The 22,620-nt window shown below is 72.4% G+C and carries 12 protein-coding genes; 6 read left to right on the top strand and 6 right to left on the bottom strand.

The genetic code is table 11. From position 1 onward, the window contains the following. Position 1 precedes the first annotated feature (1 nt). Positions 2-1,201 carry a threonine aldolase family protein gene (locus ACFCXS_RS16350; protein WP_376643956.1) on the top strand — a complete coding sequence of 400 codons (1,200 nt, stop codon included), beginning with the start codon at positions 2-4 and terminating at the stop codon, positions 1,199-1,201. A gap of 299 nt (positions 1,202-1,500) precedes the next feature. Further along, positions 1,501-1,917: a 4-oxalocrotonate tautomerase family protein gene (locus ACFCXS_RS16345; RefSeq protein WP_376643954.1), complete on the top strand. Its 417-nt coding sequence runs from the start codon at positions 1,501-1,503 to the stop codon at positions 1,915-1,917. A gap of 53 nt (positions 1,918-1,970) precedes the next feature. Here the strand turns inward: ACFCXS_RS16345 and ACFCXS_RS16340 are convergent, their stop codons facing one another. Next, a complete protein-coding gene (locus ACFCXS_RS16340; protein WP_376643953.1) occupies positions 1,971-2,558 on the bottom strand; it encodes a TetR/AcrR family transcriptional regulator in 588 nt (195 codons plus the stop codon). 58 nt (positions 2,559-2,616) lie between these two features. Here ACFCXS_RS16340 and ACFCXS_RS16335 point away from each other — a divergent pair, with 58 nt between their 5' ends. The 3 genes from ACFCXS_RS16335 to argB all read left to right on the top strand — a co-directional run bounded on the left by ACFCXS_RS16335 (position 2,617) and on the right by argB (position 6,098). Next, positions 2,617-3,561: a patatin-like phospholipase family protein gene (locus ACFCXS_RS16335; RefSeq protein WP_376643952.1), complete on the top strand. Its 945-nt coding sequence runs from the start codon at positions 2,617-2,619 to the stop codon at positions 3,559-3,561. After that, positions 3,558-5,030 (top strand): flavin-containing monooxygenase, encoded by a 1,473-nt coding sequence (locus tag ACFCXS_RS16330; protein ID WP_376643950.1) that lies wholly within the window; start codon positions 3,558-3,560, stop codon positions 5,028-5,030. The genes ACFCXS_RS16335 and ACFCXS_RS16330 overlap by 4 nt, the downstream gene beginning before the upstream one ends. 138 nt (positions 5,031-5,168) lie before the next feature. Then, positions 5,169-6,098 carry an acetylglutamate kinase gene (argB, locus tag ACFCXS_RS16325; protein WP_376643949.1) on the top strand — a complete coding sequence of 310 codons (930 nt, stop codon included), beginning with the start codon at positions 5,169-5,171 and terminating at the stop codon, positions 6,096-6,098. On the opposite strand, the gene ACFCXS_RS16320 is transcribed toward argB, so the two are convergent. From ACFCXS_RS16320 to ACFCXS_RS16310, 3 genes are all read right to left on the bottom strand, one after another. Next, the gene (locus ACFCXS_RS16320) at positions 6,085-6,546 is read right to left on the bottom strand and encodes a GNAT family N-acetyltransferase (protein ID WP_376644246.1); all 462 of its coding nucleotides are present in this window, start codon (positions 6,544-6,546) and stop codon (positions 6,085-6,087) included. The two genes, argB and ACFCXS_RS16320, sit on opposite strands and share 14 nt — an antisense overlap. A 251-nt stretch (positions 6,547-6,797) precedes the next feature. Continuing rightward, a complete protein-coding gene (locus tag ACFCXS_RS16315; RefSeq protein WP_376643947.1) occupies positions 6,798-8,372 on the bottom strand; it encodes an amidohydrolase in 1,575 nt (524 codons plus the stop codon). An 8-nt stretch (positions 8,373-8,380) separates the two neighbouring features. Beyond that, complete coding sequence (locus ACFCXS_RS16310; protein ID WP_361881879.1) at positions 8,381-8,593, bottom strand: MbtH family protein; 213 nt, start codon at positions 8,591-8,593, stop codon at positions 8,381-8,383. Positions 8,594-8,686: 93 nt separating this feature from the next. Here ACFCXS_RS16310 and ACFCXS_RS16305 point away from each other — a divergent pair, with 93 nt between their 5' ends. Then, positions 8,687-9,793 carry an alpha/beta hydrolase-fold protein gene (locus tag ACFCXS_RS16305; RefSeq protein WP_376643946.1) on the top strand — a complete coding sequence of 369 codons (1,107 nt, stop codon included), beginning with the start codon at positions 8,687-8,689 and terminating at the stop codon, positions 9,791-9,793. Positions 9,794-9,984: 191 nt separating this feature from the next. On the opposite strand, the gene ACFCXS_RS16300 is transcribed toward ACFCXS_RS16305, so the two are convergent. Together ACFCXS_RS16300 and ACFCXS_RS16295 are read right to left on the bottom strand one after the other, a co-directional pair. After that, a complete protein-coding gene (locus ACFCXS_RS16300; protein ID WP_376643944.1) occupies positions 9,985-11,685 on the bottom strand; it encodes an ABC transporter ATP-binding protein in 1,701 nt (566 codons plus the stop codon). Next, a complete protein-coding gene (locus ACFCXS_RS16295) occupies positions 11,675-22,603 on the bottom strand; it encodes an amino acid adenylation domain-containing protein (protein ID WP_376643942.1) in 10,929 nt (3,642 codons plus the stop codon). Before ACFCXS_RS16295 ends, ACFCXS_RS16300 begins: the two co-directional genes overlap by 11 nt. Positions 22,604-22,620 lie beyond the last annotated feature (17 nt).

Genomic DNA, 22,620 nt, shown 5'->3' with positions numbered 1-22,620 from the left:
CATGACCGTACAGCGACGACACGACCCGGACGAGCGCGGCTTCGCCAGCGACAACTACGCGGGTGTGCACCCGGAGATCCTTGCGGCGATCGCCCTGGCCAACGGCGGCCACCAGGTCAGCTACGGAGCCGACGTCTACACCGAGCGCCTCCAGGACGTGGTGCGCGGCCACTTCGGCCCCACCGCGCACGCGTATCCGGTCTTCAACGGCACCGGCGCGAACGTGGTCGCGCTCCAGACCATGCTCGACCGCTGGGACGCCGTGGTCTGCGCCGAGTCGGCCCACGTCAACGTCGACGAGGGCGGGGCACCCGAGAAGGTCGCCGGGATCAAGCTCCTGACCGTGCCCACATGGGACGGCAAGCTCACCCCTGAGCTGATCGACCGTCAGGCATGGGGCTTCGAGGACGAGCACCGGGCCCGGCCCAGGGTCGTCTCGATCGCCCAGTCCACCGAGCTCGGCACCTGTTACACGCCGGACGAGATACGGGCGATCTGCGACCACGCGCACGACCTCGGCATGCTCGTCTACCTGGACGGCGCCCGGCTCGCCAACGCCGCCGCCACCCTCGGCGTGTCCCTGCGCGAGATGACCACCGACGCCGGAGTGGACGTCCTCTCGCTCGGCGGCACCAAGAACGGGCTGCTCTTCGGGGAGGCGGTGATCGTGCTCGACGAGGGCGCGGTGCGCGGCATGGCCCACCTGCGCAAGACGAGCATGCAGCTGGGCTCCAAGATGCGTTTCATGTCGGTGCAGTTCGAGGCGCTGCTCGGCGGCGACCTCTGGCTGCGCTCGGCGGCCCACTCCAACGCGATGACCCAGCGGCTGTACGAGGCGGTGCGCGACCTGCCGGGTCTGGAGATCGCCCGCCCGGTACAGGCCAACCAGATCTTCGCCGTCCTGCCGCCGGCCGTCACCGAGCGTCTCCAGAAACGATTCCGCTTCTACACCTGGGACGAGCAGGCCGGGGAGGTCCGCTGGATGACCTCCTTCGACACCACCGAGGGCGACGTGGACGCGTTCGCGGCGGCGATCGCGGAGGAGCTGGCGGCGGAGCGAGGTCAAGGGCGGACGGGCGCTCTGACCGTGGCCGAGCGCGAGGAACTGGTGCAACTGCGCCGTAGGGTGCGCGCGTTGGAAGAGGCGGTCGAAGGGCTGGGGGACGATTCCGCCGTCTCCGCGAACCGCGGGACGAAGTAGCCGGCGGCCACGTCCGGGGTGCGGCGCGGCCCGCGGGGCCGGGGCGCACCCCGCGGCACTTCGGCGTCCTCGTCTGTGCCGGGCGGGCGCCGCCTTCAGGGGCGGTCTCGTAGCCGAGGGACTCGTCCGCCCCGACGGCCCCTCGCCTCCGGGGCCCGGCCTGTTCTCGGCGCCGTGACCCTCATACATCGCGTGGCCGACCCCGCCGGCGCCGGTGAGCGGACGGGCGTGCGTCACCATGTGATGGCACGGAGAACGGCCGGTCGTCACCGCCCGGCCGATGAAAGAGAGGCAGGGCCATGTCCCAGATCGAGCTCACTGTTCCCGAGGGCGCGTTGACCGAGGAAGGCGCGGCGAGCATCCAGCAGGATCTGGCGCGCGCCCTGCTCACCTGGGAGGGCGCACCCGACCGGGAGATATTCCGTTCCCTGCTGTGGTCCTGCCTGCATGTGCTGCCTGCCGGGGCGCTGGTCACCGCGGCCGATGACGCTCCGCGCTTCCGGGTCGACGTCACGGTGCCGTTCGGTGTCCTCGACGACGAGCGGCGCGCGGGTCTGGTCCGAGAGGCGACGGACCTGGTGCTGGCTGCCGCGGGGCTCGGCGCCGATCAGGCGCTCCGGGTGTGGGTGCTCATCCATGAGCAGCCGGACGGGACGTGGGGAGCGGGCGGCAAGATCATGCGCTACACCGAGGTGGCGGGGCTCGCCACGGACTGAGGACCTCATACCGCTGCGCCGTAGCCCGGTGCCTGCCGTGAGCCCTGCCGGGGTCAGGCGGTCATGACCTGACGGAGCAGGTCGACGAGTGGCTGAACGGGGACGGTGGGGTCGAAGGCGCGCTGGACGCCGATGCCGATCCCGAGGCTGAGAAGGATCAAGGCGGCGGTGTCCGCGGGCATGTGGGGCGTGATGCCCAGTTCCCGCATCTGGGCCCGGATGAGGTCAGCCAGGGTCGCGGTGACGGCGCGCCGTCGGTGGGCCAGCTGTTCGCAGACCTGTGCGTCGCGGCGGTTGGCGGTGGCGAACTCGACTTCCAGTGCGGTCCACGAGCTGTCGCCGATGTGCTGCTCGGCCCACCGCGCGAAACCCGCGATCCGGTCCTGCAAGCGGGGCGCGTCGCCCATCTCGGCGGCGATGTACGCCACTTGCCGCAGGGCGATGCGGTCCAGGACCGCCAGGCAGAGCTCGTTCTTGGTGGCGAAGTTGGAGTACACCGCACCCTTCGAGTAGCCGGCGGCCTCCGCGACGCGCTCGATGGAGGTCGTCGTGAAGCCGTCGCGCAGGAAGAGCTCGTGAGCGGTGTCGAGGACGTGTTCGCGGGTGCGGGCCTGGCTCTCGGCCCGGGTCAGTCTTGCCACGCCTGCAGATTACCGCTAGCTTCCGGATTCCATTGATATCTGAATTCCGGGAGAATCCATGGCCTTACGGCGTGCGCTGGTGGTCGGGTGCGGCGGCACGCTCGGCTTCGCCTGGACGGTCGCCGCGCTCACCGCGCTGGAGGAGCGGCTGGGCTGGGACGCGCGGGCCGCCGAGGTGTCGGTGGGGACGTCCGCCGGAGCGGAAGTCGTGTCCGCTCTCGGCTCCGGGCGGTCCGTGTCCGATCTGCTCGCCGCGGTACGGGGAGACCAGGGCGCGGACCCGGTGCTTCTCGGACACCTCCACGCCCACCCGGGTGCGCTGCCTCCCGTGCCGTGGCCCGGACTGCCGGGGGCCGGGCTGGTGGCGGCTGCCCTGCGCGGCCGGGTCTCGCCGGGTTCCGCCCTGGTGGGGCTGCTGCCGCGCGGCCGGGGTGATGCGCGTCGACTGCACCGGTTCGGATCCGCGCTGGCGGAGAGCCGCCCGTGGCCGGGCTCCACACGCACCTGGCTGGTCGCGGCCGACACTCGCTCGGGCCGACGGGTCGCGTTCGGCGCTCCGGGCGCGCCGGCCACGGACCTGGGCAGCGCGATCGCCGCGTCCTGGGCGATCCCGGGCTGGTTCCCGCCCGTGCGGATCGACGGGCGGACCTACCTCGACGGCGGGGCGGTGTCCCCGACGTCGGCGGACCTCCTCGTGCCCCTCGGGCTGGACGAGGTGGTGATCGTGGCCCCCATGTCGACCTCCGGGGGCGCACCCGCCACCGGCCTGAGCCGTCTCGAACGGGTCCTGCGCCGCTGGATGACCCGGACCGTCGACGCGGAGGAGCGTTCGTTGCGCGCGGCGGGCTGCCGCGTGGTCAGGATCGAGCCCGGCGTGGAGGAACTGGCCGTGATGGGACCCAACTTCATGGACCCGCGACGGCGGGCGGCCACCCTCGACGTCTCCCTGCGCACCGCACCCCACCGCGTCGAGCGGGCCATCGACAGGAGCATCGCGGCATGAGCACCCACTTCGAGGTCATCGTCGTGGGTGCCGGCATCTCCGGGGTCGGGGCCGGGGCCGGGCTCCACGGCGCCGGCATCCGGGACTTCCTGATCATCGAGGCGGCCGACGACTTCGGCGGCACGTGGCGGGCGAACACCTATCCCGGCTGCCAGTGCGACGTGCCGTCACGCCTCTACAGCTACTCCTTCGCCCCGAACCCGGACTGGACGCGGGTGTACGCGCACCAGCCGGAGATCCTCTCGTACGTGAGACGGGTCGCCGAGAGGTACCGGCTGCGCGAACACACCCGGTTCGGGGTGCGGATGACCGAGGCGCGATGGCAGCCCGGCCCGGCCCGATGGCTCGTCCGTACCGACGCCGGTGAGTTCACCGCCCGGTTCCTGATCGCCGGCGCAGGGCCGTGGAACGAGCCTCTCGTCCCGGACGTCCCCGGCCTCGACGGTTTCCCCGGCGAGGTGTTCCACTCCGCGCGCTGGAACCACGACTACGACCTGCGGGGCAAGCGGGTCGCGGTGCTCGGCACCGGCGCCTCGGCCGTGCAGTTCGTCCCGGCGATCGCCCCGGACGTCGCCCGGCTCCACCTGTTCCAGCGCACCGCGCAGTGGGTGCTGCCCAAGCCGGACCATCACATACCGAAGGCCGAACGGTGGGCGATGCGCCACCTGCCGGGCCTACGAGCGGCGGTGGCGGGGCTGGAGTACCGGGCCATGGAGACGCTCGGGCGCGGATTCCGGCGCCCCGGGCTGATGCGCGGCGTCCAGGCCGTCGCACGGGCCCACCTGCGGGCCACCGTGCGCGACGCCGAACTGCGCCGCAAACTGACCCCCGACTACACCATCGGCTGCAAGCGCATCCTGTTCTCCAACCACTACTACCCCGCGCTGAACCGACCGAATGTGGCCGTGCACGCCACCGCGGTGGACGCCGTCGAAGGCAACACCGTGCACGGTGCCGACGGCAGCGCCGCCGAGGTGGACGCGGTCGTCCTCGGCACCGGCTTCCGCATCCTCGACACGCCGCTCGCCGGACTGGTCCGTGACGGAGGCGGCCGCTCGCTCGCCGACCGCTGGCAGGGCTCCCCCGAGGCGTACCTGGGCACCGTCGTGGCGGGCTTCCCCAATGCCTTCATGCTCCTCGGTCCCGGCCTGGGCACCGGGCACTCCTCGGCGTTCGCCATCCTGGAGGCACAGCTCGAACTCGTCCTGGGCGCCGTCAAGGCCGCACGGGAGGCGAATTGGGCAGCGCTGGAGGTACGCGCCGACGTGCAGGCCGCGTACAACGCCCGGCTGCAGACCGCGCTGGCCGGCACCGTCTACAACTCCGGTGGATGCAGGAGCTATTACCTCGACACCAACGGCCGCAACAGCTTCAGCTGGCCCTGGTCCACCGGCCGGCTCCGCACCGAGGTCGGCCGTTTTGAAGCGAAGCACTTCACCGTGTCTTCCTCGGAGGGCCTGCGGAGGTGAGAGCGGGCAGCCGGGCGTGACGTGGGCGTGGGTCTGCGGTCCGCGACCCGGCCGTCACTTAGGTTAGGCTAAGCTAAAGTCGCAGGGTGCTCCCCTGGCCCGGCGCTGCCCGGCCCCGCCGTGAAACGGAGTGACCGCGTGACCGTGACAGCCTCCCGGGAAGAGGAGCCGTCCGCCCCTGCACTTCTTCGGCCCGAGCAACTGCGGGGCGGTGTAGTCGTCGTCAAGTTCGGCGGCAACGCGATGGTGGACGCGGATCTCCAACCGACCTTCGCCCGGGACGTCGTGGAGCTGCGGAACGCGGGGCTGCGGCCGGTCGTGGTGCACGGTGGCGGACCGCAGATCAGCGCGATGCTGGACCGGCTCGGTCTGGAGAGCCGCTTCGAGGCGGGGCTGAGGGTGACCACGCCCGAGACCCTGGACGTGGTGCGCATGGTGCTGGCGGGTCGCGTCCAGCGGGAGCTGGTCGGTCACATCAACGCCCACGGTCCCTTCGCCGTGGGCCTGACCGGGGAGGACGCCCACACGATGACCGCCGAGCGGCGTACTGCCCGGGTGAACGGCCGGGCCGTGGACATCGGCCTCGTCGGCGACGTGGTGGACGTCAACCCCGCCATGGTGCGCGCCCTGTTGGAGCAGGACCACATCCCCGTCGTCTCCCCCGTCGCACGCGGCGCGGACGGACAGGTCTACAACGTGAACGCCGATCTGGCGGCCGCGGCCCTCGCCGTGGCTCTCGACGCCGAGCGGCTGGTGATGCTCACCGATGTGGAAGGACTGTACGCCGACTGGCCGCACAGCACCGAGGTGATCGGCCGTCTGACGGCCCGCGCCCTGGACGAGCTGCTGCCCGGACTGGCCAGTGGGATGCTGCCGAAGATGGAGGGCTGCCTGCGGGCCGTCCGCGGTGGGGTGCGCGCGGCGCACGTGGTGGACGGGCGCGTGCCGCACGCGGTGCTGCGCAGTGTGCTCACCGGGTCGGGCCCGGGCACCACGGTGGTGCCCGACGTGGTCACCATCTCTCGGCACGGGTGCGATGAGGCCAACCGCAGGCTCAGCAGGTCCTGACCAGGACCTGCGCGCCGCGTCGTGGATCCAGTGAATCCGCCCAGGAGCGCGGCGCCCGACGGGCCGTCGTCCGCGTGAATCCGTAGCGGAGGAACAGTCCGGCGCCCCCGGTGGTCGCCGTGAACACGCCGTCCAGCGAGCGGGCTCGCGCAGCGGCGAGCGCGGCGCGCAGGAGACCCGCTCCCGCTCCGCTTCCCTGCCGGTGCGCGGCCACGCAGAAGTTGTAGAGGACGCCTGGGCGTTCGCACATGCCCTGCCCCGCGTCCGCGGGGTACGCGCGCAGCCCCACACAGCCGTCGAGGGTGCCGTCAGGGGCTTCCAGCAGCAGGAAGTCGGCCGCCCGGGCGGCGTAGAGGGAGACGGGGCGCTCCCGCAGCGCACCCGAGCGTACGAAGGGTCGGGACAGGGCGGCCAGGGCGGCGGCCTCGTCCGGGCGGGCGACGCGCACGGACGGCTTCGGCGCGAGGGGCACGTGCGGCAGCCGGGCGAGGGGCTGCCGAGCGAGAGGCACGTGCGACAGCCGCAGGGAGGGCTCCGGTGCGGGAGGTATGGGTGGCTGCACGGAGGGATCCGGTGCGAGGGGGGTGGTGGGCGGCAGCAGCGCGGAAGGATCCGGTGCGAGAGGGGTGGGCGGCGGCGCGGTGGGGCGCGGCGTGGCCGTGGTCAAGGGGTTCCTTCCCTCAGGTGTCGGACCGGGGATCAGTCACGCGGACGGGCCGGGTGGCCTGCCACGTACGTCTCCACCACGTCGATGTCACCGATGCGCGAGGTGTCGACGTACCGGGGGTCGTCGGCCAGGACGACCAGGTCGGCGTGTTTGCCCGGGGTGAGGCTGCCCATGCGGTCCTCCCAGTGGCAGGCGCGGGCGCCGGCGACGGTGTACGCGTGGAGGGCCTGGTCGAGGGTGACGGCCTCCTCCGGGCCGATGCGCCGGCCGGAGACGGAGGCGCGTTCGACCATGAACTGGACGGCACGCAGGGGCGATCCGTCCGCGACCGGCCGGTCGGAGCTGCCCACGAGCGGGATGCCGTGGTCGAGGAACGCCTTGCCCCGGTACATCCACGGCGCCCGCAACTCCCCCATGATCGAGGCGTAGTCGTCGCCGAAGCAGCGCAGGAAGCCGGGCTGCACGACCGCGCTGACGCCCAGTCGCGCCATGCGCGGGAGCTGGTCGGGCCGGATCAGGCCGGCGTGTTCGATGCGGTGACGGGCCTCGGGGCGCGGCCGCATTCGCTGGGCGCGTTCGATCGCGTCCAGGGCAATGTCGGCCGCGCGGTCGCCGATCGCGTGCACGGCGAGCTGCCAGCCGGCGAGGTGGCCGTCCACGATCAGGTTCGTGAGGACCTCCGGGTCGTCCTGCAACTGCCCGGCGTGGTCGAGCCCTTCGTACGGGCTGGTCAGCGCGGCCGTACGGGCCATCATGCCGCCGTCGGTCCAGACCTTCAGCGCGCCCACGGAGAGCCGGTCGTCGCCGAACCCGGTGCGCAGGCCGAGGTCGAGGGCGCGTGGGATGCCGTCGGTCTCTTGCGCGGCGACAGGGCGCAGCCGGTCCGCCGACACCATGAGCTGCACGCGCAGCGGCAACAGGTCCTCGTCGCGGGCGAGTTGGTAGGCGCCGAGTTCGACGGGGCTGTGGCCGAAAAGGGTGCCGCCGATACCTGCTTCGGCGCAGGCGGTGACGCCCTCGGCGAGACAGGTGCGGGCCGCGCGGCCGATCGCCTCGGCCAGGTCCTCCTGGGAGTGCGGCGGGCGCAGGGCGCGGGCGGCGCCCATGGCCTGCTCGGCGAGGAAGCCGTTCTCGTGCGGGATGCCGGCCGGGAGCAGGTCCAGGACGGCGGTGTTGACGACGCAGCCGTGTCCGGAGTCGTGCAGCAGGTACAGCCTGCGTCCGTCGCTGACCTTGTCGAGGTCGGCGGCGGTCAGATGACGTCCCAGGGCCCGCTGGTCGTAGCCGACGACGCTCACCCAGTCGCCGGGCGCCCGGGTGCGGGCCACGGCCTCGGCCACGACCGCGAGCACGTCGTCGACGCGGGTGAGGCCGGCGAGGCTCGGGGTGGTCTGCTTGAACCCGGTCCAGGCGAGGTGGACATGGGCGTCGATGAAACCCGGCAGCACCGTGGCGCCCTGCAGATCGACGATCTCCCGGGCGGGCAGGGAGGTCACCGCTTCGTCGAGGCCCACGATCCGGCCCCGCCAGATGCCCAGGTCATGCGCGACCGGACGGCCCGGATCCATGGTGAGGAAACGGGCGTTGGTCAGCCTGGTGCAGAGCATCGGCCGGGTCAGGCGTCCTGGGACGCGGCGAGGGACGTGGGACGCAGGTCCGTCCAGTGGGTCTCCACGTACTCCAGGCAGGCCTCCCGGGTGTTCTCGGCGAAGGCGATCGTCCATCCCCCGGGCACCTCGGCGAAGGACGGCCACAGGGAGTGCTGCCCCTCGCCGTTCACCAGGACCAGGAAACGGCCTTCGTTGTCGTCGAAGGGGTTGGTGCTCATGCGCGCTGCCTCCTCGGAGGGTCAAGATTAGGTTAGGCTCGCCTAATTGACGGAGCTTAGCCTTTGGCCCTTCCCTCTCACAAGGAGACGTTCATGCGCGTGGCGGCGGCCGACGGTCAGGACGCGTTCGCCGGGTTCGGGGTGCCGGGCGCGCCCGGCAGTGCCGCGTTCTGGGCCGCTGTGGGGGCGCCCTCAGCGGTGCCTGCCGAGGGCGGCGGTTGGGTGACCCTGTTCCTGTGGCGCGGGTCGTCGCCGGTGGTCATCGAGTTCGAGAGCTGGTCGGAGCCGGTGGCCCTGCTCCGCTGGCAGGACACCGACTGCTGGTACGCCGAGGTGCGCATGCCCGAGCGGCTGCGGGTGACGTATCGGTTCGTGGCGGGTGACGTCTCCCATGCCGACCCCTTCAATCCGGCCGGGGCGGGCGGCGAGCGGTCCCTCGTCGCGACGCCGGACGCCCCGGAGCAGCCGCACTGGCCCGTCGTCGGGGCGGACGCGGTGCTGCCCCTGCCGCGGGCGCGGATCCGCTGGGCGAGTGAGCGGCTGGGCGGGCGCCGTACGGTGCGGGTGCATCCGGCGGGGGGCGGCGGGCCGGTGGTGCTGCTGCTCGACGGCGACGACTGGCTCTATCTGCATCCGGCCGTGAGCGCGTTCGACTCGGCCGTGGCGGCGGGTGAGGTGCCGCCGGTCACGCTGGTCTTCCTGCCGGCGAAGGACCGGGTCGCCGAGTTCACGTGCCGGCCCGAGCTGTGGGAGGCCGTGCGGGACGAACTGCTGCCGCTGGTGGCGGAGTCGGGGGTGCCGGCCGATCCGGAGCGGCTGGTGGTCGCCGGGCAGAGCCTCGGGGGGCTGAGCGCGGTGTACGCGGCGCTGGAGTTTCCCGGGCTGGTGTCGCGGGTGGCCTGTCAGTCGGGGTCGTTCTGGTGGACGCCGGATGCCCTGCGGGCGGCTGATCCGTTGGGGGGTTCGGTCGGGGGTGTGATCGCCGAGCGGTTGCGGGCGGGGGTTGATCTGTCGGGGCTGCGGGTCGCGTTCGATGCCGGGGAGCACGAGGACCGGATGCTGCCCCACTGTGAGGTGACCGAGGGGCTGGTCGAGCGGGCCGGGGCGACCGTGCGGGTGTCCCGGTCCGCGTCGGGGCATGACCGGGCGGGGTGGCGTCATGCGCTGCTCAGGGATGTGGGCTGGGCGCTTCGCGGGTAGCGCCGTTGTGGGGTGCGGGGGTGTGGGGGCTGATCGCGCCGTTCCCCGCGCCCCTTGAGGCGTCTCCCCCGGGCCCTCCGGGAGTCACACGTGGCTTCGCGCGAAGCGCCGTTGTGGGGTGCGGGGGTGTGGGGGCTGATCGCGCCGTTCCCCGCGCCCCTGAGGGCGTTGCCCCGGGCCCCCTTTGAACGTCAGCGTGCCACCGCCGAGCAGTAGTCCTGGTCCCTTGCCAGCAGGTTGCGGTGGGTGTCCTCCGCGGCGATGACTCCGTCGGCCAGGACCAGGACCCGGTCCGCCGCGTCCAGGAACGCCGGGCTGCTGGTGATCACGATCGTCGTGCGGCCCCGGCGCAGTTTCGCCACGTTGCGGGCGATGAGCTGCTCGGTGACCGCGTCCACCGCCGTCGTCGGATCGTGCAGGACGAGGACGTCCGTGTCGGCGGCCAGGGCGCGGGCCAGGGAGAGGCGTTGGCGCTGGCCGCCGGAGAGGTTGGCGCCCCGGTCGCGGACGCCGTGGTCGAGGCCTTCGCGGTGCAGGGCGACGACGTCGGTCAGCATGGAGGCCTCTACGGCGTCGGGAACGGTCCGGCTGGTGCCCGACGGGTCGATGTTGGTGCGGAGCGTGCCCGCGAAGATCTCCCCGTCGTACGGGTTGACCAGCAGGTGCTCCCGGACCGCCTCGACGGAGAGGTCCGCCAGTTCCCGGCCCCCGATCCTTACCGTTCCCTCGTACGCGGCGGGCGGGACCCGCAGGGCCAGGACGGCCGCGAGGTCGGCCGCGGCGCGGGGCCGGTAGGGGGCGATGGCGACGAACTCACCCGCCCGCACCTGGAACTTCAGGTTGGTCAGCGTGCCGTGGCGAACGCAGTCGACCTCCAGGTCGCCGCCCTCGGACGGGCGTGCGGAGCCCGGCGTCATGACCGGCGGGGCCGACAGCACCAGCGCCATCCGCTCGGCCGACGCGCGCGCGATCATCACGTACTTGGGCATCTCCGAGAACAGCTTGAGCGGCTCCATGATGAACTGCGCCAGACCCACCGCCATGACGAGTTCGCCGATGGTGATGCGGCCCTCGAACGCCAGCCAACCCGCCGTCAGGGTCACGGCGCCGGCGAGGACCGCGTTGAGGGCCAGGGCGGTGCCCGCGTAGGCGCCGTTCACCTTGGCGACGGTGATCGACTGGTGCTTCGCCTCGGTGCTGACCTTCCGGTACGACCGGAACGCCGCGTGGTTGCCGCCGAAGCCGTGCAGCGGGCGCAGGCCGGTGATCAGGTCGGCGACCTTCGCACCCGCCCGGGCCACGCTCGCCTGCTGCTCCTGGGTGCTGCTGCCGATCCGCTTCGACATCACGCTGAGGACCGACAGGATGGCGACGGTGCCCACGATCACCAGCAGGCCGAGCCGGACGTCGGCCAGGCCCAGGGCCACCGCCGCGACCAGCACCGCCACCAGCGAGCTGATCAGCAGCGGCACCACCTCGATGATGTCGGCGGTCTGGTCGGCGTCCTCGGTGGCGATGGTCAGCACCTCGCCGGACTTGAGGTCGACGTCCCGGGCCACCGGCTGCAGGCCGCAGGCCGCGACCTTCACCCGCCAGCGGTGCGCCTCGGTGGTGTTGGCCTTCTGCAGGATCCGCATGCCGAACCGCCACGACAGCGACACCGTCGTGATGATCACGGCCAGGGCGCCGATCGACACGGCGAGCGCCTGGAGGCTGCGACCGTCCCGCATCGTGTGCTCGACGATCAGGCCGAGCGCGATGGGGAAGGCCGTCTCCCCGGCCTGGTAGAGGCCCATGAGGAGAGTGCCCCAGGCCATGGCGCCGATGTTGCGGCGCAGGGCCCTCCGGAGGATCGCGGCCCCGTGGCGGGGCCGCTGGATGTCAGTTGTCATCGAGGTGGCGGGCAATCGCTTCCGGGGTTCGCAGGGTGAACAGATCGCGGATGGTGATCACGGGACCGTACTCGCGGCGGAGCAGCCCGACGAGCCGCACCGCCAGCATGGAGTGTCCCCCCAGGGACACGAAGTCGCTCACCGCGCTCACCTCGTCGTCGTCAAGATCCAGTGCCTCGGCGAAGTACTCGCACACCACGGTCTCGGTCTCGGTCTGCGGGCCCCGCTCCCCCGCCGTGGTCAGCGCGCCCAGCGGCTTGGCCTCGGGCAGCGCCTTGGTGTCGGCCTTCCCGTTCACCGTCAGCGGGATGCTGTCGACCTTGGCGTAGTGCGTGGGCCGCAGGAAGTCCGGCAGCCCTGCGCCGACGTCGGCCGCGACGGTCGCCGGATCCGCCCCGTCCAGGACCAGGTAGGCGGCCAGCCGGTGGGCACCGTCGACCTGCGGGTCGGGCTGGGCGACCGCGGCGACGAACCGGACCGCCGGATGCGCCGCGAACACCGCCTCCACCTCGCCGAGTTCGACCCGGTGGCCGCGGATCTTGACCTGCTGGTCGGTGCGGCCCAGGTACATCAGGTTGCCGTCCGGTCGGCGGACCACGAGGTCGCCGGTGCGGTACATGCGCTCGCCGGGCTCGCCGAACGGGCAGGCGACGAAGCGGTGGGCCGTCTGGGCGGGCTGCCCGAGGTAGCCGCGCGCGATGCCGACGCCCGACACGTACAGCTCGCCGGGCACACCGTCCGGCAGCGGCCGCAGCCAGGGATCCAGGACGTACACGTCGGTGTTGTCGATGGCGACGCCCACCACCGGGTCCTGGCAGTCGAAGGTGCCGACGCCGAGGGTGTTGATGGTGTACTCGGTGGGTCCGTACAGGTTGTAGCCGACCGTGCCCTCGGTTGCCGCGAGCCGCTGCCACAGCGTCGGTGTGACGGCCTCGCCGCCGAGCAGCACCAGCGCCGGCCGCTGCGCCGGGTCGTCGAGCAGGCCCTCGGCGACCAGTTGCTGCGCGTAGGTCGGTGTCACGTTGACTACGTCGATCCCGTGCTCCAGGCAGTATTCCACCAGCCTGGGCGCGTCCCGGCGCAACTCCTCGTCGCAGATGTGCACTTCGTGGCCGTCGGCGAGCCACAGCAGCTCCTCCCACGACATGTCGAAAGCGAACGACACGGTGTGGGCGATCCTGAAGACCCGGTGGCCGTGCCCGGCGAGCACCGGCTCGAAGATCCGGCGCTGATGGTTGATCAGCATGTTGGTCAGACCGGCGTACTCGGTCACCACGCCCTTGGGCTTCCCGGTGGAACCGGAGGTGTAGATCGTGTAGGCGGGGTGGCGCAGGCGGTCGGGGTCGTCCGGCGCGAACGTCACGAACGGCTCGGCCTCGGGAAGCGGCCGGTCCAGTTCGATCAGCTCGCCCGTCAGCCGGGGTGAGACCGCGCTCACGGTGAGGATGACGTCCGGGCGGGCGTCGTCGACGATGGCCGCGATCCGCTCGTCCGGGTGGTCCAGCTCCAGCGGCACGTACGCGGCGCCGACCCGCAGGACGGCGAACAGCGCCGCGATCCAGTCGATCGAGCGCGGGATGGCGAGCCCCACGGTCGTCTCCGGCCCGATGCCGCGCGCGGCGAGCACGCCCGCCACGGCCCGGCTGCGGTCGCGGAGTTCGGCGAACGTCATCGTCGAGCCGTGGGCGACGAGTGCCACCCGCTGCGGGTCGCGGTCCGCCGCCCGGTCGAACCGGTCGACGACGGTGTCCGTGCCGACGTCGGTGCGTGCGGCCGGCTCGGGCACCGCGCCCAGCCCTCGCAAGGCGCCGACCGGCCCGGTCGCCCGGGACAGGTCCCCGAGCACGCTCAGGTAGTCGTCGAGGAGACGGCGGGCGTTGCCTGTGTCGCCGTCGCGGTACTCCAGCTTGACCGTGAGCCGCTCCCCCGGCGTCACGACCCAGGTGAACGGATAGTGGGTGGAGTCGTCCGCCTTCACCGAGGTGATGCCGTGCCGGGTGTTCATCTCGGCGAACGCGTCCATGTCCAGGAAGTTCTGCAGCACGAACAGGTTGTCGAACAGGGTGTCGTGCCCACTGGCCCGCTGGATCTCGCCGAGCCCCAGGTGCTCGTGCTCCATCGCCTCGACCCGGGTGGCCTGGAGGGCCGACAGGTAGGCGCCGACCGACTGCTCCGGGCGGGCCCGGGTCCACATGGGCACGGTGTTGAGCAGCACGCCGACGATGTCGGAGCGCCCCTCGCCCTCGCGGCCGGAGACGGTCACGCCGAACACGGCGTCGGCGCGGCCGGTGTGCGCGCCGAGGAGCAGGCCGAACGCACCGGTCAGCACGGAGTTGAGGGTGACGCCGTGCGTCCGGGCCGCCTCCCGCACCAGCGTGGACTGCTCGGCGGACAGGGTGTGCACGAGGGCCTTCGGCAGGTCGTCCGAGAAGGCCGGTGCGGGCCCGGCGAGCAGGGTGGGGCCGGGCAGGGCGGCCAGCCGGTCCGCCCAGAAGCGTTCCGACGCGGCGGGGTCCCGGGCGGCGAGTGCCCGGGCGTACTCCTCGAAACTCGGCGTGGCGGGAGCCGGGTCGAGCGGCTCGCCGGCGAGGACGGCACGGTAGCTGTCGAAGAGGTCCCGCAGGACGGTCTCGCGGGACCAGCCGTCCCACAGCAGCAGGTGGTAGCTGAGCAGCAGGCCGTCCCGGTCGCCGGGCAGGTGTACGACGGTCAGCCGGATCAGCGGCGGCTCGCCCGGATCGAAGCCCGTGTCCCGGTCCCGGGCGCGCAGGGCGTCGACCTCCGCGTCCGTCGACAGGGCGACCGTACGGACGTCGACCCGTCGCCCGGCCTTGAGGACCTGGACCGGGTTCCCGTCGTCGTCGGTGCCGAAGCCGGCGCCGACGACCGGGTGCCGTGCGATCACGTGGGCCATCGCCTCGGCCAGCGCGCCGGTGTCCAGGCGCCGGTCGAAGGTGAACCAGTTCTGTGCGACGTAGTGGCCGGCCGAGCCCGCCAGCTGGGCCTGGAAGAACAGGCCGCGCTGGAGCGGGGTGACCGGGGCGGTGCGCTCGGCCGTCGTCGCGGCGTCCGCGAGGTGCTTCAGCGCGCTGCGCCAGTGCTCGGTGATCTCGTCGGGTACGCCCTCGGCGAGGACGAACTCGGCGAGCAGGCTGCCGGTGGCCTCGTCGGTCCATGCGTTGACCTCGACGGCGTAGGGGCTGCCCTGGTCGCCGCCGGTGAGGTGCAGGGCCTGGGACTCGCTGCCCCGGCCGAGGTAGTTGAACAGCACCTGCGGGCGGGCGGTGAGCAGCGGGGCCGTCTGCGGGTTGAGGTACCTGAGCCGGCCGTAGTTGACGTGTCCGCCCTCGTCCCGCTGGCGCGCGATGACCTCGCGCGCGGCGGCGACGGGGTCGGTGTGCGGGGTGAGCCGCACCGGCGCGATGGCGGTGAACCAGCCGACGGTACGGGTGTAGTCGTGCTGTTCGAAGGCCGGTACACGGCCGTGCCGCTCCAGGTCGATCGCGAGGTCCCCGGGCGTCGGCTGGATGCGGGTCAGCGCGGTACGGAGGGCTCCGCAGAGCAGCTCGGTGAGCCCGACACCGAGGGCGGCGGGGGCGGTACGCGTGAGGCGGTCGCTCACGTCGGGGGCGAGCACGACCGTCGTCCTGCGCAACGCCCCCGTGAGCGGCAGCAGTTCAGGGGCCTGGAGGGTGGTGACCCAACGGCCGAGGTCGTCGAGGTCCTGGGTCGCCCGGAGCGCCATGGCTTCGGCGTACTCGGCGTACGAGGTGGTCGGCGGGGCAAGGGGCTCGCCGCGCAGCGCCGTGGCCAGGTCCTCGAGCAGGATCAGCCAGGAGACCGCGTCGACGGCGAGGTGGTGCACGGTGACGACGAGGGTCCTGCTCGACTCCAGCCACGCGAACGCGATCACTTCGCCTGACTCGGGGTCGAGTTGTCCGGCGGCCTCGTTCGCGACGGCTGTCGCGTCGGTGGTGTTCGGGCGTACGACGCCGATCTCGTGGGCCGGTTCGGTGCGCAGGGTCCACACGCCGTGTGTGGTGTCGAGGCGCAGCCGGAGGGTCGGGTGGGCGGCGACGACCGTGTTCGCGGCGCGTACGGCTTCGGCGTATCCCGTGCCTTCGGGGGCCTGGACCGTCCTGGCCTGGGCGAAGCGGGTGAGGGTGCCGCCGAGTTGGCGTTGGCGGAGGATGATCGGGGTGGGGGTGAGGGGGCCGTCCTCGCGGTGGGTGGGGGTCCGGGGGGTCTGGGGTGTGTTGTTTCCCAGGTGTTCGGCCAGTGCGCGGGGGGTCTTGAGCAGGAAGACGTCCTTCGGCGCGATGGGCAGGCCTAGGGTGCGGGCCCTGTTCACGACCGTGATGGCGATGATGCTGTCGCCTCCGGCGCGGAAGAAGTCGGTGTCGGCGTCTACGGCTGTGCCGGGCAGCGTCTGAGTGAAGACCTCCACCAGCATGGCGAGTGCTGAGTGTTCGTCTGCGGGTGCGTCGTGGCTTGTCGCGCCCCGCGGCGGAGCCGCACGTTGATACAGCCCCGCGCCCCTGAGGGGGCGTTCCACCAAGGCCTTTCGATCCAACTTGCCGTTGATCGTCAGCGGTAGGGCCTCGATCGTGAGGACCTGGCCCGGAATCATATGGACGGGAAGCCTGGACGACAGACGGGCCGTCAGGTCGGGCGGCACGCTGCCCACCACATGCGCCACCAGGTGATCCCCGGTGTCCGCCATCGTCACCGCCACGTCGGTCACGCCGTCGAAGGCCCTGATCGCGGACTCGACCTCGCCCGACTCGATGCGGAAGCCCTTGAGTTGGATCTGGTCGTCCGCGCGGCCGGTGAAGACCAGTTCGCCGTCGAGGGTGCGGATCGCGAGATCGCCCGTGTGGTACATGCGGGAGCCGTCGGCCGTGAACGGGTTCGCGACGAAGCGGCCCGAAGTGAGCCCGGGCCGGCCCAGATAGCCGAGGGACACCTGGTCACCGGCGACGTAGATGGCGCCCTCGCGGCCCGGCGGCACCGGGCGGAGCCGGTCGTCGAGCAGGTAGGTGACCAGGCCGGGGATCGGGCCGCCGATGGGGCTGACGTCGTCGCCGGGGCCGAAGTCGGCGTCGGTCAGCACCCGGTGGGTGACGTGGACCGTGGTCTCGGTGATGCCGTACATGTTGACCAGCTCGGGGGCGGCCGTGCCGTGCCGTTCGACCCAGCCGCGCAGCCGTCCGAGGTCCAGTGCCTCGCCGCCGAAGATGATCCGGCGCAGTGCGGGCAGCGCTTCGCCGGAGAGCCGGTCGGCCTCGATGAACTGGTAGAAGGCGGACGGGGTCTGGTTGAGCACGGTCACGCCGCGCTCGCGGACCAGCCGGTGGAAGTCGACCGGGGAGCGCGTCAGCCCGTACTCGGGCACCAGCAGCTCACCGCCGTGGGCCAGTGCGCCCCACAGCTCCCAGACCGCGAAGTCGAAGGAGAAGGAGTGGAACTGGACCCAGACGTCCCGCGGGCCGAAGTCCATGTCCGGCCGGGTGTTCGCGAGCAGCGACACGACGCTGGAGTGCGGGACGACGACGCCCTTGGGGCGGCCCGTGGATCCGGAGGTGTAGATCACGTAGGCGGGGGTGTGCCAGTCGGGCGCGGGGCCGGGCTCCGTGAGGGCGGCCGGGGGCTCTTCGCCCCGCACCAGCACACGCGCGGGCACCCCCGCCCTATCCAGGAGGTCCGTGAAGCGGTCGCGCTGGTCCCGGTCGACGAGGACGACCTGCGGGGCCGCGTCGGCGAGGATGTACTCCAGCCGCTCGTCCGGGTACGCCAGGTCGAGCGGGACGTACGCGCCGCCCGCGCCGACGATCGCGACCAGGGCGACGACCTGCTCCAGGGAGCGGGGGACGGCGACGGCGACCCGCTTGCCCGGGCCGACTCCTGCCGCGCGCAGGGCGGAGACCAGGTCGTTCTTGGCGTCGGACAGTTCGCCGTAGGTCAGGGACCGGGTCGTGCCGTCGAGTCCGCACTGGGTGACGGCGGTGGCCTCCGGGTCGCGGCGGGCCGCGGTGTCGAACAGTGCGCCCAGGGTGGTCGGGGCGATCGGGGCGGGGAGCCGTCCGGCTCCTGCCGCCAGGTCGTCCACCGGGGTGTCCGGGTGCGCGAGCAGGCCGGTCAGCGTCCGGCCGAAGGTGTGCAGGATCGACCGGGCGGTCGACTCGCGCAGCAGTTCACCGTCGTAGATGAGGTTGAAGCGCGGGCGGCCGTCGAGGGCGCGCTCGACCACCAGGGTCAGCGGGTAGTGCGGGGCGCCCTCGTTGACGAGGTCCGTGACGGTCGGCGTGTCGCCGGGGCTCCGCAGCGCGGTCAGGTCGGTGGCCACGTCGAACACGACGAGCGTGTCGAAGAGTGACCCGGCTCCGGCCTGGCGGCCGATGCGCGCCAGGGAGACGTGCTGGTGCGGCAGGACGGTGCTCTGGTGGTCGCGTACCGAGGTGAGCAGGCCGGCGGCGGTGGTTCCGGGTGCCCAACGGGCCCTTACGGGGATGGTGTTGATGAAGAGGCCCACCATGTCGCCGATGCCGGGCACCTCGGCGTCGCGGCCGGAGACCGTGGAGCCGAAGACCACGTCCCGGCCCTGGAGGATGCCGCCGAGGGTGACGGCCCAGGCGCTGTGCACGGCCACGCTCAGCGGTACTCCGGCCTCGCGGACGGCGGTGTCGATGTCGTCCTCGGGTGCCATGGAGGTGTCGGCGAACCGGTCGGAGGGGGTGTGTCCCTCGGCGACCAGCGACGGGCCCGGCAGTCCGGCGAGTTCCTCGCGCCAGACGCGGTCGCTCTCCTCGGCGTCGCGTCCGGCGAGCCAGTGCACGTAGTCGGCGAAGCCGCCGATCGGGTGGACGGTGCCCGGCGCGTGATACTCGGCGAGCAGCGCGCGGAGCATGGGCGGCACGGACCAGCCGTCGGCGATGATGTGGTGCACGGTCTGCACCAGGACGTTCCGGGCGGAGCCGGTACGGATGAGCGTGTACCGCATGAGAGGGCCGGTGGCCAGGTCGAAGCCGGTGCGGCGGTCCCGTTCGGCGAGGTCGCGCATCTCCTCGTCGGTGATGCCGGGGCGGTCCAGGGTGGTGAAGGGGGCCTCGACACCGTTCTCCAGGACGGAGACCACGCGGCCGTCGGCCAGCGCCGTGAAGCGCGCGGCCAGGTTGGGGAACAGAGTGAGCAGCCGGGTGGCCGCCGTCGCGAGCCGGTCGGCGTCCACCTCGCCGTCCAGGGTGAGCAGTTGCTGCTCCACGTAGGCACCCGCGGACTCGTCGTCGAAGACCGAGTGGAAGTAGAGGCCTTCCTGGAGCGGGGTCAGTGGGAGGACGTCCCGCAGTCCGGGGCCGTCCAGGGCGTCCACGTCGGACTGTGCGAGCGGGACGAGGGGGAAGTCGCTGGGCGAGTGGCCACCCTCGTCGAGCGCGGCGAGTCCGGTCAGGGCCGTGCGGAAGTAGCCGGCGAGCGTCGTGATGTCGGCGTCGGTGAACAGGCCGTCGGGCCAGGAGATGGTGGTGACCAGCTCGTACGCGCCGGAGGCGGCGGGTTCGGCGATGGCGTTGAACTCCAGGGCGCGCGGCAGGCACATCCGCGGATCGCGGCGCTCCCCCAACTGGCTCGTGGCTCCGGCGAATTGCCAGTCGCCTGGGGCGCCGGCGGCGAAACGGCCGAGGTAGTTGAAGAGCACCTGGGGGGCGGGGGCGTCGAACTCGCTGTGGGTGAGGTAGCGCAGAGCACCGTAGGAGATGCCGTTGTCCGGTACCCGGGCGAGGTCCTCCTTGACGGCCTTGAGGGCGGCGGTCAGGTACGCGGGGGTGGTGAGGTCGGCTGCCGTGCCGGGGTCCACGGTGACCGGGAAGAGCGTGGTGAACCAGCCGACGGTCCGGGACAGGTCCGGCTCGAATCCGGCGGAGCCCGCTACGAACCGCCCTTCGCGACCGTGCCCTTCGAGCTCGATGTGGGCGAAGGTCTGGTCCTGGCCGAGGTCGCGGCGCCTGCGGGCGAGGGCGACGGCGAGCGCGGTGAGCAGAACGTCGTTGACTCCGGCGTGGAACTTCGCGGGGATCTCGCCCAGCAGTGCGGCCGTGACCTCGGGGCCGACCGTGACGGTGCGCAGGCGTTCCTCGGCGACGGTGTCCCTGCCGGACAGGGCGCGGCGGGCCAGCGGCAGGTCCTCGCCGGGCAGGGAGCGCCGGTAGTACGAGCTGCCGGCGTCGAACGCGGCGCGTTCCAGCAGCTGGGTCCAGCGCCGGAACGACGTGCCCACGGGTGGGAGTTCGACCGGCTCACCCGCAGTGAACTGCCGCCATGCGGTGGCCAGGTCGTCCATCAGGATGCGCCAGGAGACGCCGTCGACGACCACGTGGTGGGCGACGAGGACGAGTTGGCGTGCCTCGGGGCGCCAGACGGCCCGGAGCATCACGCCGTTCGCCGGGTCCAGTGCGGCCGTGGCGAGGGCGATGCACTCGTCGAGCGGCCGGTCGCTGCGCTGCGGGCCGGGCTCGGCCCGGCCCGTGTCGGGGATGTCGAAGCTCCAGCGGCTGCCGCGCACCAGCCTGGCGCGGAGCATGTCGTGCCGGGACACGAGCGCGGTGAGGATCGTGTCGAGGGCGTCGGCGGTCAGGTCCGCCGGCGTGTTCAGGACGACCGACTGGACGAAGCCGTCGACGGCGTCCGTGGTCTCGCCGAGCCACTGCACGATCGGCGAACCCACGACGGTGCCGGTGGCGACATCGGCGTGGTCGACGGTGGTGACGTCCTCGCGGCTCGCGACCGCGGCCAGCGCGCCCACGGTGCCATGGGTGAAGATCTGCCGTGCCGTGACGTGCAGGCCCTGCTCGCGCAGCGCGCTCAGCAAGGAGATGGCGAGGATGCTGTCGCCGCCGAGCTGGAAGAAGTCCTGGTCGACGCCGACCTCTTCGAGGCGCAGCACCTCGGCGACCGCGGCGCACACCGCCCGTTCGTCGTCGGTGGTGGGGCGGGTGAGCGCACCGGTCCCGATCGCCGGCTCGGGCAGGGCGTTGCGGTCGAGCTTGCCGTTGGCGGTGAGCGGGAACTCGTTCATCACCACGATGTGGGCGGGCACCATGTACTCGACCATGTGCGCGCCGGCCCACGCCTTGACCTCGTCGGCGCGCAGGTCCTCGCTGCCGGCGGTGGGTATGACGTAGCCGGTGAGGTAGGTGCCGCCGGCCGTGTTCTTCTTCGCGACGACACAGGTGTGCCGGACCCGGGGGTGCTCGGCGAGGCCGGCCTCGACGTCCTCGATCTCCAGCCGCATGCCGCGGATCTTGATCTGGTTGTCGGCGCGGCCGAGGAAGTCCAGCGATCCGTCGGGGGCGAAGCGGGCGAGGTCGCCGGTGCGGTAGAGGCGGGAGCCGTCGTCGGCGAAGGGATTCGCGACGAAGCGGGAGGCGGTCAGGCCGGGTGTGCCCACGTAGCCTCGGCCCAGGAGGAAACCGCCGACGTAGAGTTCGCCGCCGACGCCGACCGGGACGGGGCGCAGTTCGTCGTCCAGGACGTAGAGCTGGGTGTTGGGGTTGGCCTTGCCGATGGACGTCGACAGGCGTTCGGCGGCGCCCCGGTAGATGACGTGGGAGACGCCGATGGTCGTCTCGGCGGGGCCGTAGCCGTGGTACATGGGGATGTTGCCGAGCTTGGTGCGGAAGCGCTCGTACAGCTCGGGGGTGAGGACCTCGCCGCCGCACCACACGTGCCGCAGGCTGTCCAGGCGGCCGGAGTCGCCGGCCATCTCCAGCAGGACGTCCAGCATGGACGACACCAGGTACGTGAAGGTGACGCGCTGTTCGGCGATGACGCTCAGCAGGTGGTGCGGGTCGCGTTCGCCTCCGGGCCGCAGGACGACGAGTCGGCCGCCGGAGACGAGCGGCAGGAAGATCTCGTTGATGGAGATGTCGAAGGACAGCGGCGCCTTGAACAGTGAGGCGTCGTCGTGGCCGAAGCCGAGGATCTCGTTCACCTGCCACAGCAGGCGCTCGCTGATCGCCTCGTGCCGGATCATCGCGCCCTTGGGCCGCCCGGTCGAACCGGACGTGAAGATCACGTAGGCCAGCGCGTCGCCGAGGACGGTGACGTCGGGCCCCTCCGCCGGGTGCGAGCCGTACCGCCAGTCGCCGAGGTCGACGGCCACGGCGTCCGGTTCGGCCGGGTCGTGCTCGCCGGAGGCGTTGAGCTGGACGACGACCCGGGCGTCCTGGATGACGACGGCGCGGCGCGCGGCGGGCCACTGCGGATCGAGCGGTACGAAGGCGCAGCCGGCCTGTAGCACGGCGAGCAGCCCGACGACCATGTCGGCGGAGCGGCCCAGGGAGATGCCGACGACCTGTTCGGGGCCGAGCCCGCGCCCGAGCAGGTGATGGGCCAACTGGCCGGAGAGCTCCGCGACTTGGCGGTAGGTCAGCGACCGGTGCTCGTCGACGACGGCAACGGCGTCCGGCCGGGCGCTGGCCTGCGCGCGGAACATCTCCACGATGGTGGGACGGTCCCGGTCGGCCCGGTTGTCGTTCCACTCGGCCAGGGTCCGCAGCCTCGCCGCCGCACTGGAGGGGCCGACGGTGCCGAGCGGCCGGTCCGGGAAGTCCGCCAGGTCGTCCAGCGCGAGCTGCGCGTCCTCGGGTCCGACACCCTCGGGGACGGTGATGCCGCGGCCGTCCGGGGAGATCTCCCAACCGGCGGGCGTCGTACCACCGTTGTCGACCCAGCCGAGGACGTCGGCGAAGAGCGTGCCGGGCGTGAGGTCGATGCCGTCGGGGCTGTCGCCCGTGGCCCAGTACGCCAGGCCGATGGCGCAGGCCTCGGTGATGGTCCGGTCCGGGTGGTCGCCGATCCGCCGGCGCACGTCGGCCAGACGCGTGGGGGAAAGCAGTACGAGACGAGCGCGCGGTTCCATCATCGAAGACTCAGCGTCCC

It is taken from the genome of Streptomyces sp. NPDC056373 (assembly GCF_042262425.1).
Lineage (GTDB): Bacteria > Actinomycetota > Actinomycetes > Streptomycetales > Streptomycetaceae > Streptomyces.
This window is presented reverse-complemented; position numbering and strand designations above follow the sequence as displayed.

Bases quoted from the DNA above. Each gene is read 5' to 3' on its own strand.
- ACFCXS_RS16350 (WP_376643956.1), top strand. From the start codon at position 2: ATGACCGTACAGCGACGACACGACCCGGACGAGCGCGGCTTCGCCAGC.
- ACFCXS_RS16345 (WP_376643954.1), top strand. From the start codon at position 1,501: ATGTCCCAGATCGAGCTCACTGTTCCCGAGGGCGCGTTGACCGAGGAA.
- ACFCXS_RS16335 (WP_376643952.1), top strand. From the start codon at position 2,617: ATGGCCTTACGGCGTGCGCTGGTGGTCGGGTGCGGCGGCACGCTCGGC.
- ACFCXS_RS16330 (WP_376643950.1), top strand. From the start codon at position 3,558: ATGAGCACCCACTTCGAGGTCATCGTCGTGGGTGCCGGCATCTCCGGG.
- ACFCXS_RS16315 (WP_376643947.1), bottom strand. From the start codon at position 8,372: ATGCTCTGCACCAGGCTGACCAACGCCCGTTTCCTCACCATGGATCCG.
- ACFCXS_RS16310 (WP_361881879.1), bottom strand. From the start codon at position 8,593: ATGAGCACCAACCCCTTCGACGACAACGAAGGCCGTTTCCTGGTCCTG.
- ACFCXS_RS16305 (WP_376643946.1), top strand. From the start codon at position 8,687: ATGCGCGTGGCGGCGGCCGACGGTCAGGACGCGTTCGCCGGGTTCGGG.
- ACFCXS_RS16300 (WP_376643944.1), bottom strand. From the start codon at position 11,685: ATGACAACTGACATCCAGCGGCCCCGCCACGGGGCCGCGATCCTCCGG.
- ACFCXS_RS16295 (WP_376643942.1), bottom strand. From the start codon at position 22,603: ATGATGGAACCGCGCGCTCGTCTCGTACTGCTTTCCCCCACGCGTCTG.